The 20140-nt window shown below is 53.6% G+C and carries 12 protein-coding genes and 1 pseudogene; all 13 read left to right on the top strand.

All coding sequences use genetic code 11. The features are described from left to right. Positions 1 to 11 precede the first annotated feature (11 nt). The 13 genes and pseudogenes from KDD30_RS22970 (at position 12) to KDD30_RS22910 (ending at position 19955) form a co-directional block, all read left to right on the top strand. Complete coding sequence (locus tag KDD30_RS22970; protein ID WP_211650883.1) at positions 12 to 938, top strand: DMT family transporter; 927 nt, start codon at positions 12 to 14, stop codon at positions 936 to 938. A 276-nt stretch (positions 939 to 1214) separates the two neighbouring features. Then, positions 1215 to 4039, top strand: a pseudogene (locus KDD30_RS22965) (molybdopterin-dependent oxidoreductase). 44 nt (positions 4040 to 4083) lie between these two features. Then, positions 4084 to 4893 carry a uroporphyrinogen-III C-methyltransferase gene (gene cobA / locus KDD30_RS22960; RefSeq protein ID WP_249199454.1) on the top strand — a complete coding sequence of 270 codons (810 nt, stop codon included), beginning with the start codon at positions 4084 to 4086 and terminating at the stop codon, positions 4891 to 4893. 77 nt (positions 4894 to 4970) lie between these two features. Beyond that, positions 4971 to 5576, top strand: coding sequence for an ANTAR domain-containing response regulator (locus KDD30_RS22955; RefSeq protein ID WP_211650881.1), 606 nt, complete (start codon positions 4971 to 4973; stop codon positions 5574 to 5576). 175 nt (positions 5577 to 5751) lie between these two features. After that, positions 5752 to 7116 (top strand): CmpA/NrtA family ABC transporter substrate-binding protein, encoded by a 1365-nt coding sequence (locus tag KDD30_RS22950; RefSeq protein WP_211650880.1) that lies wholly within the window; start codon positions 5752 to 5754, stop codon positions 7114 to 7116. A 12-nt stretch (positions 7117 to 7128) separates the two neighbouring features. Beyond that, entirely contained in the window at positions 7129 to 8103 is a 975-nt protein-coding gene (locus tag KDD30_RS22945) for an ABC transporter permease (protein WP_211650879.1), read from the top strand. Between the two features lie 180 nt (positions 8104 to 8283). Next, complete coding sequence (locus KDD30_RS22940; RefSeq protein ID WP_211651946.1) at positions 8284 to 9072, top strand: ABC transporter ATP-binding protein; 789 nt, start codon at positions 8284 to 8286, stop codon at positions 9070 to 9072. Between the two features lie 41 nt (positions 9073 to 9113). After that, positions 9114 to 11678 carry a nitrite reductase large subunit NirB gene (gene nirB, locus KDD30_RS22935; RefSeq protein ID WP_211651945.1) on the top strand — a complete coding sequence of 855 codons (2565 nt, stop codon included), beginning with the start codon at positions 9114 to 9116 and terminating at the stop codon, positions 11676 to 11678. Further along, on the top strand, positions 11675 to 12007 hold the full coding sequence (gene nirD / locus KDD30_RS22930; protein WP_211650878.1) for a nitrite reductase small subunit NirD: 333 nt from the start codon (positions 11675 to 11677) through the stop codon (positions 12005 to 12007). Before nirB ends, nirD begins: the two co-directional genes overlap by 4 nt. 617 nt (positions 12008 to 12624) lie before the next feature. Continuing rightward, a complete protein-coding gene (locus KDD30_RS22925) occupies positions 12625 to 14259 on the top strand; it encodes a methyl-accepting chemotaxis protein (RefSeq protein ID WP_211650877.1) in 1635 nt (544 codons plus the stop codon). 3030 nt (positions 14260 to 17289) lie between these two features. Continuing rightward, positions 17290 to 17781, top strand: a complete 492-nt coding sequence (locus KDD30_RS22920) for an AAC(3)-I family aminoglycoside N-acetyltransferase (RefSeq protein ID WP_211650876.1) — start codon at positions 17290 to 17292, stop codon at positions 17779 to 17781. Positions 17782 to 18111: 330 nt separating this feature from the next. Further along, positions 18112 to 18801, top strand: a complete 690-nt coding sequence (locus tag KDD30_RS22915) for a DUF1007 family protein (protein WP_249199376.1) — start codon at positions 18112 to 18114, stop codon at positions 18799 to 18801. A gap of 68 nt (positions 18802 to 18869) precedes the next feature. After that, positions 18870 to 19955 carry a nickel/cobalt transporter gene (locus KDD30_RS22910; RefSeq protein ID WP_211650874.1) on the top strand — a complete coding sequence of 362 codons (1086 nt, stop codon included), beginning with the start codon at positions 18870 to 18872 and terminating at the stop codon, positions 19953 to 19955. Positions 19956 to 20140: the final 185 nt, after the last annotated feature.

The raw sequence follows: 20140 nt of genomic DNA, 5'->3' as shown, positions 1-20140 counted from the left end.
AGGAGTATTGCATGACCTCAGATTTTCGCCCCCTCTTTTTTATGCTGGCTTCCACTTTCAGCCTGTCTGTCAACGGCCTGGTGTCTAAGTTGCTCAGTGACCAGATCAGTATTGAACTCTTGAGTCTGTTACGGTTTGCCTTCCCTGCATTGTTATTGATGTGGCTGATGTCTTTAACGCAGTGGGCCGTGCCAGACAACCGGAAACTCTGGCAATCGCTGGCAGTCCGGGCGTTTTGCGTGGCGGCTGCACAACTGTGTTTTCTTTTTTCACTCAGTCACTTATCGCTGGTTGAAACCGTGGTGTTGTTCAGTACCGGGCCGCTGTTTATTCCTGTGTTAGAAAAACTGTTATTTAAAACTCAGATTCAGTCACTCACCGTGGCGAATCTGATCATCACGTTTCTCGGTGTCATGCTGATGGCGGGCAGTGGTGACGGATTGACGATGCGGCCGGAATTACTGGTGGGCGTCGCTGCAGGTGTGTTTAACGCCGGATCTCAGGTTAGCTTATACCGGGTGAGTAAAGGCACGATGTCAGCGTTCGGCCTTAATGCCTGGTGTTTTACTCTGGCCAGCCTGATGCTAGTCCCGCTGGTACTGTTCACGCATAACCACGCCATGCTGACCGACAGCTGGCAGCAAATCACTGATTTACAGTCCATGGTGTTGCCCGCGTTGCTGCTGCTGGCTATCTGTATTGTGAATACGCAGGTCTTCCGGGTGAAGGCGTACCGGCTGGTTGAATCCGGTTCTGAACTGGCCCCGCTGATCCTCACCAATCTGATGTTCGCTTTTATCTGGCAGATCACCTTCTTTGAGCAGAGTCTGGTCTGGAATAAGGTGCTCGGTGTCAGCCTGATTGTGCTGGCTATGCTGATGAATACCTTTGGTCCGGTCTGGATCCGGCAGCGACATGCTCGTCTGAGTCGCAGCTGATTCGCTCCCCAAGCCAGTGCAGGGATGCACTATCGCGGAACTTTTTCATCTTCGGATTCGGGCGGGAAAGATCAAGAAAACTAAATAAGCGATTGATTTTAAATGGTTTGATTGATTTGGTGCGACTTTGGCACACAAGATGCAGAGTCTACTCCGTACACGACATTCAACACTTGATACTTTGGTTATTAGGCATTGCTGCCACGTCCTCTCCCGGGGGCGTGGCATTTTTTATGCCTGCGATATGGCGGTGGCAGCACCGCGTAGGAGATGCATATGAGCAGCAGGGTCGCTCCGACTTCCGGATGCCAGCAACAATCTGTGATCAAATCGGCCTGCCCGTATTGCGGGGTGGGGTGCGGCGTTCAGATCAATCCGTGTTCTCGGTCGGGGGCTTCAACCGTTTTGCCAGAGGTCACCGGAGATGCCGGACATCCGGCAAATCAGGGCGCGTTATGTGTGAAAGGCTCTGCGCTGAAAGAGAGCCTGACGATCCCCAACCGTTTGCTTTATCCGCGGATTCTGGGCCGGGAGTCCGACTGGGCTTCAGCGACAACGCTGATCGCAGAGAAACTCAAACAAACTCTGGCCGAGCATGGGCCGGAGAGCGTGGCGATGTATGTGTCCGGCCAGTTGCTGACCGAAGACTATTACGTCGCCAATAAACTGATGAAAGGTTTTGTCGGCTCCGCCAATCTGGATACCAACTCCCGCCTCTGTATGTCCTCAGCGGTCGCTGCACATACCCGTGCCTTTGGTGAAGATCTGGTTCCGGTGCATTACGACGATATAGAAAAAGCAGGTTTGATTGTGATCGTCGGTGCCAATACGGCATGGACGCATCCGGTGCTGTTCCGGCGGATACAGCAGGCACGGGAAGTGAATCCGGATTTGAAACTGGTGGTGATTGATCCGCGGCGAACCCTGACGGCGCAGCAGGCGGATTTACATTTGCCGATAGCCAATGATGGGGATGTGCTGTTGTTCAACGGACTGTTGCGATTCCTGATGGATCATCAGGCTTTGGATGACGTATTTATTGCGCAGCACTGTCAGGGTTTTGAAGCCCTCCGGTCGATCATCCGCCGGGAGGAATACGGATTGAAACGCTGTGCTGAAGCGCTGGGCCTGAGCCGGACCGATCTGCAGACCTTTTTTCACTGGTTCCGTGAAACGCCCCGAACCCTGACACTGTTTTGTCAGGGGATCAATCAGTCGGCTAACGGAACGGATAAAGCCAACGCCATCATCAATTGCCATCTGGCGACCGGACGTATTGGTCAGCCCGGGGCCGGCCCCTTTTCTCTGACGGGCCAGCCCAATGCGATGGGGGCCGGGAAGTGGGTGGGCTGGCGAATCAGTTGGCGGTGCACCGCGGGTTTGATACCGAATCCGTGGCTGCGGTCGGGGAATTCTGGCAGGCGCCGAACATGGCAACTCAGCCCGGCCTCAAAGCGGTCGATCTTTTTGAAGCCATGCATGCCGGCAAAATAAAGTTCATCTGGATCATGGCGACGAATCCGGTTGTGTCGATGCCGGACAGCGCCCGGATCGCGGCAGCTTTGTCGCGCTGCGACTTTGTTGTGGTGTCAGACATTTCACCGGATGCCGATACCGCCGCCTTTGCTGATGTGATGCTGCCCGCCGCTGGCTGGGGAGAAAAAGAAGGCATGGTGACCAACTCGGAGCGGATGATCAGCCGTCAGCGTGCTTTTCTGCCGCCACCGGGACAGGCACGTGCGGACTGGCAGGCCCTGTGCGAGGTCGCGCAGCGGATGGGATATCCGGGTTTCGATTATCCCAGTGCTGCGGATGTTTTTCGCGAACATGCTGCGCTGACTGGGATCAATCGCGGCACGCCTCTGATGTTTGATTTGTCTGCGCTGGCCGATCTGTCCGACGCGGACTATGCACACTGGCAGCCACAGCGCTGGCCACTGGGTCAGACATCCCATCTGTTCCGTGACGGCGTGTTTCCGACGGATAACGGACGTGCCCGTTTCATGGCGGTCTCGTCTGAAACGTTTACCGGGCAAACTGCTGAACACCACGGACCAAATGGCCGCTTGCCTGTCTGGTGGCTCAATACCGGCCGTCAACGGGATCAATGGCACACCATGACCCGCACCGGCCACATCGCCCGGCTGGCCGAAAGCGAACCTGAACCCACCGTTTACATGCATCCGCATGCCGCGCAGCAACTTGAGCTGGATGAGGGACAATTGATCCGGCTGTCTGCAGTCGATGCCCAACCCGCAACGGCACAGTCGGGACAGGCACCACAGTCGGGGCAGACACTGCTGGCGAAGCTGGGGCTGGATGATGGCTTGTCACCGGGTCAGCTGTTTATGTCGATGCACTGGGCTGGCAGGTTTGGCTTCAACAGCCGGGTCAATGGTCTCGTTCCTGCTGATGCGGATCCGGTTTCCGGTCAGCCCGCTCTGAAGTCCGCTTTCGTTGCGATCGCCCCTGAACCTGTCGGCTCTTATGGTCTCTGGCTCGGTGATCAACCGCCACCATTTGCAACCGAGTACCTGAGTTTTCAGACCACAGAGGCCGTGGGTCTCTGGCGCTTTACGACCCGGCATCCCTTGTCCAAACAAGCATGGTCCGACACAACGCAGACGCCACAAGTGGCACGGGCACTGATGCTGGATGGGATGTGTCCGGCTTCGAACAGCTGGGCCGGGCTGATACAACAGGGCAGCACACTGAGTGCTGTCTGTCTGGTCAGTCAGCAACCACTCACGGCGGATGCTATGGCGCTGGCGGCCTTATTCGGACAGGACTTTTCAATTTCCGCATTTCTGGCGCTGATGTTGCGGGGACAGGCACCGTCAAAACTGGTGTGCAGCTGCTTCCGAGTGACAGACCGGCAAATCATCAAAGCCATTGAAGAAGACGGCATCAACACACTCGGTGGACTTCAGGCACAGCTGAAATGCGGCACCAATTGCGGGTCTTGTCTGGCAGAAGTGCGCACAGTGCTGGTGGCGAATCAGACACCAGATGTTCAGGAAAAGCAGAGGATAGAAAGCGACGCTAAGGCCGAGGTCAGGGTGGCGCAGTCTTTGCCTTCAGTACAAGGAGTACAGGGATGAGTGAGATGAATCCGTTCAAAGACACTGCGGAAAAGACAGTGACGATGATACCAGCGATCAGACCGATGGCACAGCGGCCCGCAGTCAGTCTGGTGGGAGCCGGACCGGGGGATCCGGAGTTACTGACGATCAAAGCACTGAAAGCCATTGAACGGGCAGACGTGCTGGTTTACGACCGGCTGGTCAGTGAAGCGATTCTGAAGCTGGCGAATCCGGACGCGGTACGGATTCATGTCGGCAAACGCTGCGGTGAGCCCAGTATGAAGCAGGAAGCCATCAATCAGCTCCTGATTGAGCAGGCGGGCACGGGGCAATATGTTGTGCGGTTGAAAGGGGGCGATCCGCTGATCTTTGGCCGGGGCGGCGAAGAAGGGCTGGCGCTGGCCGCTGCCGGAATTCCTTTTGAGTTTGTTCCGGGCATTACCGCTGCAATTGGCTGCGCGGCGTCGGCATCTATTCCGCTCACCCATCGCGAAATGTCCCGTTCGGTCACGCTGGTGACCGGGCATGTGGTGTCAGGGGCTTTACCGGCGTGGGCGCAGCTGATCGGCGCCGGGCAGACCATTGTTTTTTATATGGGACTGGAACAGGCGCGGGAAATTCAAAGCGGCCTGACACTGGGCGGGCTGAGCACCGATACCCCGCTGGCTGTCGTCATCAAAGGCAGCACGCCGGACGAAGTGGTGCATGTGTCGACATTGGGCAAGCTCACCAAACTGGGGCAAATCTTCAAGGGACAGTCACCGGCGCTGCTGGTGATTGGCGACGTGGTGCGTCTCCGTGAGACGCTGAATCAATCACTTACGTCAGATGTTGATTCGATGGATACCCCCAAAGAGGTATTTTTTGGTTGAGCTGGCCGCTGTGGCCGTTTCCTTGCTTGAGTGATGGTGTAGTGAGTGAACGGTCAGGGACAGGGAAGTCGACAGGGATGACAAAATCAGATGCGCGACAGAGTGAGCAGCAGGCGGCAGCCCCCCGACAGATCCTGGTGTGCAGTGACTGCACCCGCGAACAGGCGAGGCTGACCCGAGAACTGGCAGCGCATTACGACGATGTGATCGGTTGTCAGTTCAGCCAGCTTTCCGGGGTGATCCCACAGGCATCATCGCGGGTGCTGGTGATCAGCTGGGCCAGGGCGGATGCCGAACTTCGTCTGCTGGTGACGCAGGCGGGCAGTCAGCAATGGCCGCTGGTGGTGATGATCCGGCAACTGGACATTCACGATATCGAGCGTTTACCCGCCCCGGACGGTTATGTCCTTCTCCCCGGCGACTCGGCAACGGCGCTGTGTGTCTGGGTGGAAAGGGCCGAACAGGTCAGGGCGCGGCAACGCAGGATTGAGCGAGAGTTTCAGACGCTGAATCGCCGTCTGGAAGACCGGCGGCTGGTGGAGCAGGCAAAAGGGTTGCTGATGAAGCAGCATGGTCTGGCGGAGGCTGAAGCTTATCAGATGCTTCGCAACGCAGCGATGCAGCACAGTCAGTCGCTGGGCCAGATTGCGAAGAACGTGTTGCTCCGGCTGACGCGAGGTTAAAAGGACCGGACGAGCAGAATGAACATGGCTGAAAGGTGAGGCAACGACGCCTGACTTTTCGGCCCAAAAATCAGACATCCATGAATCACACAGCAACGCTGCTGCTTCCTTTGGGAAGGGCAGCGTTTTTTTATGGGTTCAGGCATTGGTTTCGACTTGAGGAAGAGGATGAGACATGGAACGAGGAAAACGAAAGGGAATTGCCGTTGCGGTGGCGCTCAGCCTGTGCTCGCTGTCGGCGCAGGCCGACGTGGGGCCACCGGAGAAAGATGAACTGAAGTTTGGGTTTATCAAACTCACCGATATGGCGCCGCTGGCCGTGGCCTATGAAAACTTCTTTTTTGAAGACGAGGGCCTGTACGTCACCCTGGAAGCACAGGCGAACTGGAAAGTTTTACTGGATCGGGTGATTGACGGCGAGCTGGACGGTGCGCACATGCTCGCCGGACAGCCCATCGGAGCCACCATTGGCATTGGGACTCAGGCCGACGTGATCACCGCTTTCAGCATGGATCTCAACGGCAACGCGATCACGGTGGCGAATCACGTCTGGGAAGCGATGAAGCCGAACGTTCAGCGTCAGGCGGATGGCAGAGTCCGGCATCCGGTGACGGCAGATCTGCTCAAGCCGGTGATCGCGTCGTATCAGGCGGAAGGGAAGCCCTTTAATATGGGCATGGTGTTCCCGGTGTCAACGCATAACTACGAGCTGCGTTACTGGCTGGCAGCCGGCGGAATTCATCCCGGTTTTTATGATCCGGCGCACGGAGATAACAGCGGGCAGCGTCAGGCCGATGTGCTGCTGAGTGTCACCCCGCCGCCGCAAATGCCCGCCACGCTGGAGGCTGCCACCATTCAGGGCTACAGCGTGGGTGAACCCTGGAACCAGCAAGCTGTGATGAAAGGCATTGGTGTGCCCGTGATTACGGATCACGATATCTGGCGCAATAACCCGGAGAAAGTGTTCGGGGTCAGCAAAAGCTGGGCAGAGGCCAATCCCAACACGCATATCCGGGTGGTGAAAGCTTTGATCCGCGCGGCGCACTGGCTGGATGAGGGTGACAATGCCAACCGGTCGCAGGCTGTTCAGATGCTGGCGCGCAGTCAGTATGTCGGAGCGGATGCCAAAGTGATCGCCAACAGCATGACAGGCACCTTTGAGTATGAAAAAGGCGATCAGCGTCCGGCGCCGGATTTCAATGTGTTCTTCCGGTATCACGCCACTTATCCCTATTACAGCGATGCCGTCTGGACGCTGACACAAATGCGGCGCTGGGGCCAGATCCCGCAGGCCAGACCGGATGGCTGGTACCTGTCTGTTGCGAAGCGAGTTTACCGTCCGGAGATCTACCGCCAGGCTGCCGAAGCCCTGATTGCCGAAGGCAAAATGACCCCCTCGGACTTTCCGGATTTTGACCGCGAAGACGGGTTCCGGCCCCCGCAGAATGGCTTCATTGATCAGATCACTTTTGACGGCCGTCAGCCCAATGCGTATCTCGACAAATTCGCCATTGGTCTGAAGGGCGACGACCGCTTGTAAGGAGGACAACAGATGATAGCTTCAATGATCAATGTTCGCGTGTTGCCGAAATCGGCACAGGTGATTCAGCACTGCCGGAACCTGGCCTTACCGGCCTCAGGAATCGTCATTTTTCTGCTGATCTGGCATCTGGCAGCCAGTCAGGTTCAGACGTCTTTAGGCACCCTGCCGGGACCGGTTCAGACCTGGCAGCAGTTCACCAGTCTGGTGGCTGAACATCAGCGTGAACGGGAGCGCGAAACAGCCTTTGATGTACGTCAGGCAGCGCGGAATGCCGAACGGCTGGCTCAGAATCCTCAGGCCGAGATCCGGATTCGCGATTACACCGGAAAGCCTACTTTTTTTGACCAGATCGGCACCAGCTTGCTGACGGTCGGTGCTGGCTTTCTGCTGGCGACACTGATTGCAATTCCGGCCGGGATTTTGCTGGGGCTGAATCAGAATCTCTATGCGGCGCTGAACCCGATCATTCAGCTCCTCAAACCCGTCTCCCCACTGGCCTGGCTGCCGATTGTCACCATGGTGGTCAGCGCGCTGTATGTCAGCGATGACCCGCTGGTGGCGAAATCCTTCTTAAATTCCCTGCTGACTGTCGCGATGTGCAGTCTGTGGCCCACCCTGATCAACACGGCCGTCGGTGTGACCGGGGTGGACAAGGATCTGCGCAATGTCAGCCGCGTGCTCAGGCTGTCCCGCTGGCAGCATGTGCGCACCATTGTTCTGCCGTCGGCGATTCCTATGGTGTTCACCGGATTGCGGCTGTCGCTCGGAGTGGCCTGGATGGTGCTGATCGCGGCAGAGATGCTGGCGCAGAATCCGGGGCTGGGCAAATTCGTGTGGGATGAATTTCAGAATGGCAGTTCGGCTTCACTGGGACGCATTATGGTGGCCGTTGTGACCATCGGCTTCATCGGACTGCTGCTGGATCGCGGGATGCTCAGTCTGCAACGTCATTTTTCATGGAATCAACAACTGAGCCAGCGCTAAGCGGTTCAGGTGAAGGAGAAAGCAATGTTGTCGAAAGCGAAGTTGTTGAAAAACCGGTTCACCCAAACGTCGTTATCTCAATCACGGGTGCCGAAGCAGGTGCTGACGTCAGCCGGGACAGTGCCTCAAACGCCGTCGAGAGCCAAGTCCCGGGATTATCTCCTGCTCAGTTATCTGGGGATGCGGTTTCCCACGCCACAGGGCGAGTTTGTTGCGCTGAAAGATGTCAATTTTGCCATCCGGCAGGGGGAGTTTATTTCGCTGATTGGCCATTCCGGCTGCGGGAAATCCACGGTGCTGAATCTGGTTGCCGGGTTACATGAAGCAACCGATGGCGGGGTGATTCTGGAAGGACGTGAGATCGATGGCCCCGGCCCGGAGCGCGCGGTGGTTTTTCAGAACCACGCACTGCTGCCCTGGCTGACGGTCTATCAGAACGTGGAACTTGCCGTGAAGCAGGTCGAGAAGGGGAAGGCATCGGCCGCAATCCGGGATGCGGTGATGCATTACCTCCGGCTGGTCCAGATGGATCATGCCCATGATAAACGGCCCGATGAAATTTCCGGCGGGATGAAGCAGCGGGTCGGGATTGCCCGGGCTTTGGCGATGAAGCCCAAAGTGCTGCTGATGGATGAGCCCTTCGGTGCGCTGGACGCCCTGACCCGGGCTCATTTGCAGGATGCGCTCATGGCGATCCAGGCGGAGCTGAACAACACGGTGATCATGATTACCCATGACGTAGATGAAGCGGTGCTGCTTTCGGATCGTATTGTGATGATGAGTAACGGCCCGGCAGCCACCATTGGTGAGGTGCTGGAGATTCCTCTGTCGCGGCCCCGGGATCGGGTCGCACTGGCGGATGATCCGGTGTATCAGCAGCTGCGCCAGCGGGTGTTGCGCTTCCTGTATGAGAAGCAGCGCAAGGTCGAGCCCATCACCCCGCAGAAAAAGAACCCCAAAGTGGCCTGAGCCGCGTGATAAACAACAGAATTCAGGAGTGCAGGATGTTGATGCAACGGGAAAAATTACTGGTGGTGGGAAACGGCATGGTCGGCCATCACTTCATTGAACAGCTGGTGGCACAAAATGCACAGCAGCGATATCAGATTATTGTGTTGGGTGAGGAGCGGTTTGTCGCTTATGACCGGGTCCATTTGTCTTCGCTGTTTTCCGGCAGTGATCATCAGGATCTCTTACTGAGTCAGGAGGCATGGTATCAGGATCAGGGCATTGAGTTGCTGCTGGGGGAGCAGGTTGTCGCGATTGATCGTGACAGACAGCGTGTCACGCTGGCCAGTGACAGCCAGCTTGCTTACGACAAACTCGTGCTGGCGACCGGGTCTTACCCTTTTGTGCCGCCGGTTTCGGGGAATGATCGCGCGAACTGTTTTGTTTACAGAACGCTGGATGATTTATCTGCCATTAAAACGGCCTGTGAAGGCGCGAAAACCGGTGCTGTGGTCGGTGGCGGACTGCTGGGACTCGAAGCGGCCAACGCATTGCGTTTACTGGGACTGGAGACGCACGTCGTGGAGTTTGCGCCGCGGCTGATGCCGGTTCAGATTGATGATGCGGGGAGTGCATTGCTGAAAAGTAAAGTGAGTGAACTGGGGGTTCGGGTTCATACCAGCCGCGCCACCACAGCGATCACCGATGGCGAGACGGCATATCACCGGATGAACTTTCAGGATCACGCGCCGCTTGAAGTTGATGTGATCGTGTTTTCTGCCGGGATCCGCCCGCAGGACACACTGGCCCGGCAATGCGGACTGGCCATCGGTGAGCGGGGTGGGATTGTGATCAACGATGCCTGTCAGACCAGTGATCCGGCGATTTATGCCATTGGTGAATGTGCGCTTTGGCAGCAGCGGATTTTTGGTCTGGTTGCACCGGGTTACCGGATGGCGCGCATTGCGGCCGATCAGATTCTGGGTGGGGAGGCGACCTTTGACGGTGCGGATATGAGCACCAAACTCAAACTCATGGGAGTTGATGTTTCTGCCATCGGCGATTCACTGGGGCAGGGTGAAGGCTGTCAGGAAATGGTGTTGCAGGATATGCGCGCCGGGGTCTACAAAAAGCTGGTGGTGAATGAGACCGGCGACAAACTGCTGGGGGCGATTCTGATTGGAGATCATCAGGACTATGACGCCCTGCTGCAGTGTTATCTGAATGAAATGCCACTGCCATCGCATCCGGCCGAGCTGCTGTTCGACTGCTCTTCTTTGCAGGGCAGCAAAGATGCCGGTGCGATCATTTGTTCCTGCCACAATGTGAGCCGGGGGGATATCGCAGCGGCGGTTCAGGCCGGGGCGCATGCGTTGTCTGAACTGAAAAGCTGCACCAAGGCCGGCACGGGCTGTGGCGGATGCAGTGCGCTGGTGAAATCTGTGCTGGATGAAGAATTGGCCGCTCTGGGCATGGCAGTGAATCATCACTTATGTGAGCACTTTGCCCACACCCGTCAGGAACTCTTTCACCTGATTCAGGTAGAAGAGATCAAAAGCTTTACGGATCTGATCAGCCGCCATGGCCGGGGGCTTGGATGCGATGTCTGTAAACCCGCTGCGGCGTCGATCTTTGCCTCGCTGTGGAATGAGCACATTCTGGCCCCGCAGCATCAGCCGTTGCAGGACACCAACGATGCCTTTCTGGCCAACATTCAGAAAGATGGCAGCTACTCGGTGGTTCCCCGGATTCCCGGCGGTGAAATTACGCCGGACAAACTGATTGTATTAGGGGAAGTGGCCAAAGCATTCGATCTCTACACCAAGATCACCGGTGGTCAGCGGGTGGATTTGTTCGGGGCGCAACTGGAACAGCTGCCGGATATCTGGCAGGCCCTGATTGATGCCGGGTTTGAAACCGGTCATGCCTACGGGAAATCGCTGCGAACCGTGAAATCCTGCGTGGGGTCGACCTGGTGCCGTTATGGTGTCGACGATTCCATGGCGCTGGCGATTCTGCTGGAGAACCGGTACAAAGGATTGCGTTCACCGCATAAGCTCAAGTTTGCTGTTTCCGGCTGTACACGGGAATGCGCCGAAGCGCAGAGCAAAGATATTGGCGTGATTGCGACGGAAAACGGCTGGAATCTTTATGTGTGCGGCAATGGCGGGATGCGTCCGCGTCATGCGGATCTGCTGGTGTCTGATCTGTCTACCGATGAGCTGGTGACCATGATCGACCGGGTGCTGATGTTCTATGTCCGGACAGCCGACAAACTGCAGCGCACTTCAGTGTGGTTACAGAATCTGGAAGGCGGACTGGACTATCTGCGCAGCGTGGTCGTGGCGGATAGTCTGGGCATCAATGCAGCGTTGGAACAACAGATGCAGCATGTGGTGGACACCTATCAGTGCGAATGGAAAACCACCTTGTCGACGCCGGAAAAACTGGCTCGTTTTCGCCGATTTGTGAATGACAATCCGTCGGAGACGGAATCGATAACGGTTCCGGTAACGGTTCCGGTAACGGTCCCGATAACGGTGCGTGAACGCGGTCAGCGTATTCCGGTGCAGTGGGTCGAAGCGCAACCACAAAGGCTGCCGGAAACAGAGAAGGAGGGCCTATGAGCTGGCAAAAAATCTGTCATATCGACGACCTGGTCGCGCAATCCGGCATGGGCGCATGGGCGGGCAACCAGCAAATTGCCCTCTTTTATCTGCCCGCTCTGACGCCGGAAGTGTTTGCGCTGGATAACTGGGACCCGGTCGGGAAGGCCTATGTGATGGCGCGGGGAATTCTGGGAGATATTCAGGGCGAGCCTTGTGTGGCATCGCCGCTATATAAACAACATTTCAGTCTGCACTCGGGGCAGTGTCTGGAAATCCCTGACGTCAGCCTGAAAATCTGGCCGGTGAAAATTGAACAAGACATGGTGTGGGTTGAGGTTGCCACCTGATTTCCCATGCCTCTGTAAAATAATCGGCAGTTCCTACACGCCTAAAGCAAGGTTTCGCAGAGAACCAACGCGATAAGCCGTGAAAGCGGTCCTACACGCCAGCTGTGTCGTCGATCAGCTGGCTTTTTTTATGGCTATATTCGTCAATTTATTGACAGTCGCCACCTTGCAGCAGTTCTGAAAATTGCCAGATTTTCGGGGTATTTTATCCGATGATTTGTATAAATTTTGAACACTCTCATAAATTCATGTTCGCTGAGTTTCATTCCCGCCATGCTCATCTATGCATAGATTGGATGAGATTCACAAAAGCACCCGATGACTGGCAAATGACGCTGTTCAGCAAGCCCAAGAGTGAACAGCAGCCTGTTTGGTGTGACAAGAACAATCTCATGTGTTTTTAAAGACTTCCCGGTCGTAAAAAGACGACAGTTATACCAATCAAAGTCAGTCAATGATCAGAAATAGCGCAGGGGAAATGTTTGAGAACAAGGCAGACTTTTTAGATCAGTCCTGATTCTACAATCAAAAAATCTAACGCAGTGATCGAACATTTGAACAAGCTAGGATGACCAGTGATTGACTGCGATTGGTATTACACCCATAGGAGAAATAAAATGAAGACCTGGTTTTCTGGTTTCAGTATTGCTGCTCGGATATGGACGTTGCTGGCTTTATTTGCCGTCGGGCTCGTGGTGAATACGGTGCTAAATGCCAGTAAATCGCGTGAGTTCATGCGGGAAAATTATGAACGGGGGGTGGTGAATCTGGTCGAGAGTGCTGTCGGCGTGATTGAGCACTACCACGGGCTCAGTCAGTCCGGTGTTCTGACCGAATCTCAGGCCAAATCAGACGCCATTGCGGCCATTGCTGCGATGCGGTTTGATCAGGGGAACTATATCTTTGTCAATGATCGAAACGGCATTCAGCTGGCAGGCGTGAAGACGCTGATTGGCACCAATACGATGGATCTGGAAGATGCGGAAGGCTTCCGGTTTGTGCGCCAGCTGTATGTTGAAGCCAGAAACGGCGGAGGCTTTGTCGATTATGCCTGGCACAGTGGCCAGAGTACCAGCGCATCAGAGCCGAAAACCAGTTATGTTCTGGAGTTCGGCCCGTGGCAATGGCTGGTGGGCAGTGGCATGAATATGCAGGCGCTGCAGACGGATGTGCGGAAAGCAGAAATGATCTCACTGACAAATGCCGGGATCATGCTGGCTGTGTTGTCTGTCCTGATTGCATTGATGATCCGGTCGATTACCGTACCCTTGAAACAAACCGTCGATGCGATGAAAGCGCTGTCCCGTGGTGAAGGGGATCTGACACAACGCCTGAATGAGTCTGGCCGGGATGAACTGGCGGCGTTATCGAAGTATTTCAACCAGTTTGTCGCCTCAATCCAGTCGATTTTGCAGCAGATCAATACTTCCGGGACTCAGGTGGCTGCGGCCGCGAATCAGGTTTCATCGTCGATTCATACCGTCGATCATAATCTGAATCAGCAGCAAAATGACGTTGAGCAACTGGCCGCAGCCATGACGGAAATGCTGGCCACGGTGGAAGAAGTCAGCCGTCGCACAGTAGAGGCCAACGACGCCAGTTTGTCGGCGGCCAAAGGCACAAAAAACGGAAAGCTGATTGTGGACCGAAACGTTGAAGAAGCGAATCAGCTGGCTGACAACATCGCGCAGGCCAGTCAGGTGGTCGAGCAATTGGCAACCGACAGCCGCAACGTGGATACCGTCCTGGAAGTCATCCGGGGCATCGCCGAGCAGACCAACCTGCTCGCCCTGAACGCCGCGATTGAAGCCGCCCGTGCCGGGGAAGCAGGCCGCGGCTTTGCCGTGGTTGCCGATGAAGTCCGGACGCTGTCGCAGCGCACTCAGGAATCGACACTGGAAATCCAGAAAATTGTAGAGCAACTCCAGCATGGCGCCGGAAATGCGGTGAAAGTGATGGAAACGGGCACAGAAAAAGCCAGTAACGCGTCGAAAATCTCCATCGAAGCCGGTGAAGCCCTGAACATCATCAATGGCGAAGTCCAGACCATTCAGGCCATGAACCAGCATATCGCCACTGCCACAGAGCAACAAACCCTGACCCTGAACGACATCAACTGCAATGTGGTCAGCCTGAAGGACATGTCCCTGTCGGTAGCCACCGAATCCGGCCAGATGGCCCAAGCCAGCGATGAACTGCTGCATGTGTCGGCGGATCTGATGAAGATGATTAACCGCTTTAAGCTGGCTTAGTCGATAGGAGTGGCTTGTGAAACATATGGAATTTGTTTTTGCGGTGAGTTTTTGATTAACGCATCGATTTAAAGCTAGAAATCGAAATAAAGCTAGAAAATGTCATCCCCGCCTCTCCCTGTCATCCCCGCAAAGGCGGGGATCCAGTGATGGTGGAGAACACAAATGAGGGTTGGATGAAAGCATCCGATCTTCGATTGCTTCAGTTACCGAGCCATATGGATTTCCATGTTTACTGAGGTTATGGGCTTAAGTTGATGATATATATGTATAAATTGTCATCCCCGCGAAGGCGGGGATCCAGTGACGGTGGAGAACACAAATGAGGGTTGGATGAATACATCCGATCTTCGGTTGCCTCAGATACCGAGCCATATGGATTTCCATGTTTACTGAGGTTATGGGCTTAAGTTGATGATATATATGTATAAATTGTCATCCCCGCGAAGGCGGGGATCCAGTGACGGTGGAGAACACAAATGAGGGTTGGATGAATACATCCGATCTTCGATTGCCTCAGATACCGAGCGACATGGATTTCCATGTTTACAGGGGTTATGGGCTTAAGTTGATGATATATATTTATAAATTGTCATCCCCGCGAAGGCGGGGATCCAGTGACGGTGGAGAACACAAATGAGGGTTGGATGAATACATCCGATCTTCGGTTGCCTCAGATACCGAGCCATATGGATTTCCATGTTTACTGAGGTTATGGGCTTAAGTTAATGATATATATGTATAAATTGTCATCCCCGCGAAGGCGGGGATCCAGTGACGGTGGAGAACACAAATGAGGGTTGGATGAATACATCCGATCTTCGGTTGCCTCAGATACCGAGCCATATGGATTTCCATGTTTACTGAGGTTATGGGCTTAAGTTGATGATATATATGTATAAATTGTCATCCCCGCGAAGGCGGGGATCCAGTGACGGTGGAGAACACAAATGAGGGTTGGATGAATACATCCGATCTTCGATTGCCTCAGATACCGAGCGACATGGATTTCCATGTTTACAGGGGTTATGGGCTTAAGTTGATGATATATATTTATAAATTGTCATCCCCGCGAAGGCGGGGATCCAGTGACGGTGGAGAACACAAATGAGGGTTGGATGAATACATCCGATCTTCGGTTGCCTCAGATACCGAGCCATATGGATTTCCATGTTTACTGAGGTTATGGGCTTAAGTTAATGATATATATGTATAAATTGTCATCCCCGCAAAGGCGGGGATCCAGTGACGGTGGAGAACACAAATGAGGGTTCGATGAAAGCATCCGATCTTCAATTGCCTCAGTACCGAGCCATATGGATTTCCATGTTTACTGAGTCGGTGGCTATTCAGTTATGGGCTTAAGTTGATGATATATATGTATAAATTGTCATCCCCGCAAAGGCGGGGGTCCAGTGATGGTGGAGAACACAAATGAGGGTTGGATGAAAGCATCCGCTCTTCGATTGCTTTAGATACCGAGCCATATGGATTTCCATGTTTACCGAGGTTATGGGCTTAAGTTGATGATATATATGTATAAATTGTCATCCCCGCGAAGGCGGGGATCCAGTGACGGTGGAGAACACAAATGAGGGTTGGATGAAAGCATCCGATCTTCGATTGCTTTAGATACCGAGCCATATGGATTTCCATGTTTACCGAGGTTATGGGCTTAAGTTGATGATATATATGTATAAATTGTCATCCCCGCGAAGGCGGGGATCCAGTGACGGTGGAGAACACAAATGAGGGTTGGATGAAAGCATCCGATCTTCGATTGCTTCAGATACCGAGCCATATGGATTTCCATGTTTACTGAGGTTATGGGCTTAAGTTGATGATATATATGTATAATTTGTCATCCCCGCAAAGGCGGGGATCCAGTGACGGTGGAGAACACAAATGAGGGTTGGATGAATACATCCGATTTTCGATTGCTTCAGATACCGAGCCATATGGATTTCCATGCTTGCAGAGATCGTGTGTTTAAATTATTGATATATAGGTATAAATTGTCATCCCCGCGAAGGCGGGGATCCAGTGACGGTAGAGAACACAAATGAGGGTTGGATGAAAGCATCCGATCTTCGATTGCTTCAGATACCGAGCGACATGGATTTCCATGCTTACAGAGGTTGTAGATTTAAATTATTGATATATAAGTATAAATTGTCATCCCCGCGAAGGCGGGGATCCAGTGACGGTGGAGAACACGAATGAGGGTTGGATGAAAGCATCCGATCTTCAATTGCCTCAGTACCGAGCCACATGGATTCCCGCCTTCGCGGGAATGACGACTTAAACATCTGATATTAATATAAAAACACCTCCAGAATGGTCGAGGTGCAGTCCCAGAATACAACCCGAAAAGTTCAAGTAAGTCATTGACTGGGAGGGAATGTGCGACAGGCTTTTGCCCCATTGTTGGTTAGAGGGACAGTGCAGTGCTTGTCCGGGCATTTTTTGTGGCCCGGTAAAGCGGGCAAACCTTTCAGGTTAAGTTAACCCAGACGAGCGTATTTTCAGGTCGCTCGTCTGCGGTGAAGACATTGCAAAACAAAGCCGTTGTACTGATTTTTTGCCTGAAATCACACTGTGGTTGATTCAATACAGCAACCCTGAAACCGTGTCCTAATCTTGGAAACGGGATGTTTAGGGGTCTTGATAGAGCGCTTTGTCGGTAGCATGGTTTGGGGTAATTCTGAGGATTTTGCGGGTATGTCGCGCTTCCGTTTAGTGGCAATCTCACCATTTCCGGATGCGCGTCAGACAATGATGAGAGAAGCACAGAACTCAAGCGCGACATATGATCAGCAAGAGTTGATGTCCTTTTAAAGTGGTCCGTGGATCAACACCTTGCCTTGATGATCTTCACCGTGGATGCTGAAGCTATGTTCGGCTAAATCAATGCTATAAATAGAATGTGCCATGGTGGCCTCCGGTAGTTACAAGATAAGACTTACCAAGTGTGGCAGAGCCTGATGAGGGGGAGCCCATGTCATTCGTTATGCAGATTAGGAGAGCGCCATGTCGCTTGTAATTCACCATCTCGCCCCCGACGACATCGGCTTGATGGAAAGTATGTTGGTCATGTTCGGTGAAGCCTTCGGCGATATGGATACTTACACCGGGAATCGCCCACACGCGAGCTACCTGGGCCGACTGTTGGGCGGTGACTCTTTCATCGCACTGGCAGCTTTGAAGGGTGGGAAGGTGGTAGGTGGTATTGCCGCATATGAGTTAAGAAAATTTGAGCAAGAGCGCAGCGAAGTCTATATCTATGACTTAGCTGTACTAGAAGGGCATCGACGAGAGGGGATTGCGACAGAACTAATCTCAAACCTAAAAGGGGTCGCGGCAAAACGTGGCGCCTATGTGATCTTCGTTCAGGCCGATCAGGGCATCGAAGATGAACCCGCGATCGCGCTTTATACGAAGCTCGGAGTGCGTGAAAATATCCTCCACTTTGACATCGCAGTCGAAGAAGCGCATAACAAAGCCAAGCACGGCGACCGTTAAAGCGGCGCGTGTTGGCAACGTTAACTCCTAGAAATTTTTAATCTGAAACTGACGAGTTAGAGTTAAGGCTTTAACTCGGAAATGTTCAAAAACGATTGATTCGTTTGAACGCTCCCAATCCCACGACATCCCCCTCAATCTGTTACCTTTCTTCAAAACTTGACTGAAAGATTGTGATGACGTTTTTTCCGTGCAAGGATCTCGCTTATCGTCGTAGTTCCGGAGCGTTTCAACACAGCACCTCTGATGTATCAGATGCGCCCACGGCGATCTTGTGATTCACATTCGTTATGTTATAACAACCATTTTATGTCGGTCAGCAATACGCACATGATTCAATTACACGGATTACGGCAACATTTTGATGGATTCAGGAAAGGTTTCCAGCGGTGTCTCTTGGCCTTGGCTGTGTTAGTCGCGCCAGCAGTACAGGCGCATCCTCATTCCTTTGCGGATATGAAGACGTTCATCCAGGGAAAGAATGACGAGATCACCGGTTTTCGAATGGAATGGACGTTTGATGCGATGACGTCCGCTTATATGCTGGACGGTGAAGATACTTCCCCGGAAAACCTGCAGCAAACTTTTCGCAAGATGGCGGCATCCATGCTGGAAAACATTCAGGGTGATCAGTATTTCACCCATTTTTATGACGGTGACCAGCCGCTTCAATTCAAACCGGCCCATGGCGGACAACTCACGCGTGACCGGGCAAAACTGGTGCTCAGCTTTGTGCTGCCTCTGTCCCACCCGAAACCTCTCACACAGGAGACATTACGGCTGTTCGTGTTCGAGCCGAGTTTTTATCTCGGGATGACATGGGATGCTGCCGAGGATGTTGTCTTGTCGGATGAACTTGCCCGTGATTGCCGGGTTGCGCTGATTGAGCCGGACCCGACGCCGGAGCAGGTGAGTTATGCCATGTCTTTACCTGCAGATGCGAATCCGGATAACACGCTGGGGAAGTTGTTCACGCAAACCGTGCAAATCCATTGTGAACCAACGACAGACGAAAAATGAATCGATTCATCAAGCTGCCGGAGACAGCGCAAGGTGAAATCGTTGATTCAGTTGAAGTGAGAAAGACAATGAAACAAAGCAGAATTGATCCGCGACGCTGGTTTGTCACTGCGGCCTTTGTATGCGTCATGACGATTTGCGGTTACTCATTGTGGTCGATGTGGCCAATCTTGGTGGTGGAAAGCATTCAGTGGCAGCGGAAAGTGAACGCTCAGTTGGCTGATTTGTTATACGATGCGAAATCCAATCCGTTGATTGCCGGCGGTTCGCTCGCAGGGTTCAGTTTTATTTACGGCATGTTGCATTCGCTGGGGCCGGGGCATGGCAAAGTGATTGTGACAACCTACCTCGCGACACATCCGACAAAGGTGAAAGCCAGCCTGATGCTGACCGTGATTTCAGCTTTTATTCAGGCCCTGGTTGCCATCGTTCTTGTGAGCGTGCTGGTTTGGGGATTTCAGGCATCCATGCGCGTTGTGAATGAGAAAGCCGCTGTATTCGTGTCGTTGAGCTTTGCGCTGGTTGTGGTGTTGGGCGGATTGATCAGCTGGAAAGCAATTCAGCAAATTTACCATGCCTTACGTCATGCTCATCGCCACGCTTCATCCTTGCCGCCGATGTCATCCGCGTTCCCTATGATGCGCTCAGCCGCGCCGCAAGCGTTCGCTTTAAAGTCAGCGATTCACCGCCCGGCGATTCGTCCCAGCGTACATATACAAACCGCTCACAACCATGATCACCATGCGGACTGCGGATGCGGCCATTCCCATGTCGCAGATGCGGAAGCAATCAACCGGGCTTCAACCTGGAGGGAGTATGCTGGGATTGTGGCTTCGATTGGGATCCGGCCCTGTACCGGGGCTGTGATGGTCCTTCTGTTTGCCAATCTGGCCGGGTTGTACTGGATGGGAGTGGTCAGTGCCATCGTGATGGCGGCCGGGACAGCGTTGACGACGTCCCTGATCGCAGTCATGACCTTAACCGGAAAGCAGTTGATTCAGCGCTATCTGATCACGGAGAACAGCCACAAAAAGGGTGGCTGGCAATTCGCGGGTTACTCGCTGAAGCTCCTTGGCGGCATATTGATGATGGTGATTGGCATGTTGCTGATGGGCGGGCAGGATACGGGTCTGTCTCCGATGTTTTCGGTGTAAGCGAAGCCGGTTTAATTTGAACATGTTCGTATATGTGGATGATGATGCGCTGGAAACACAGATGCTGGCTTGAACCTTGGTTTAGGAGCGTTCAATTCGGTGTGAAGTCGTACGGAATCAGTCATGAAGATTTTTATTCTGTATTGGATTCAATTCGCCAATTGGAATAGATTTGTATTTTGAAA

Source organism: Photobacterium sp. GJ3, from assembly GCF_018199995.1.
Lineage (GTDB): Bacteria > Pseudomonadota > Gammaproteobacteria > Enterobacterales > Vibrionaceae > Photobacterium.
The sequence above is the reverse complement of the archived record's forward strand: the minus strand, read 5'-3'. Positions and strand labels throughout refer to the sequence as shown.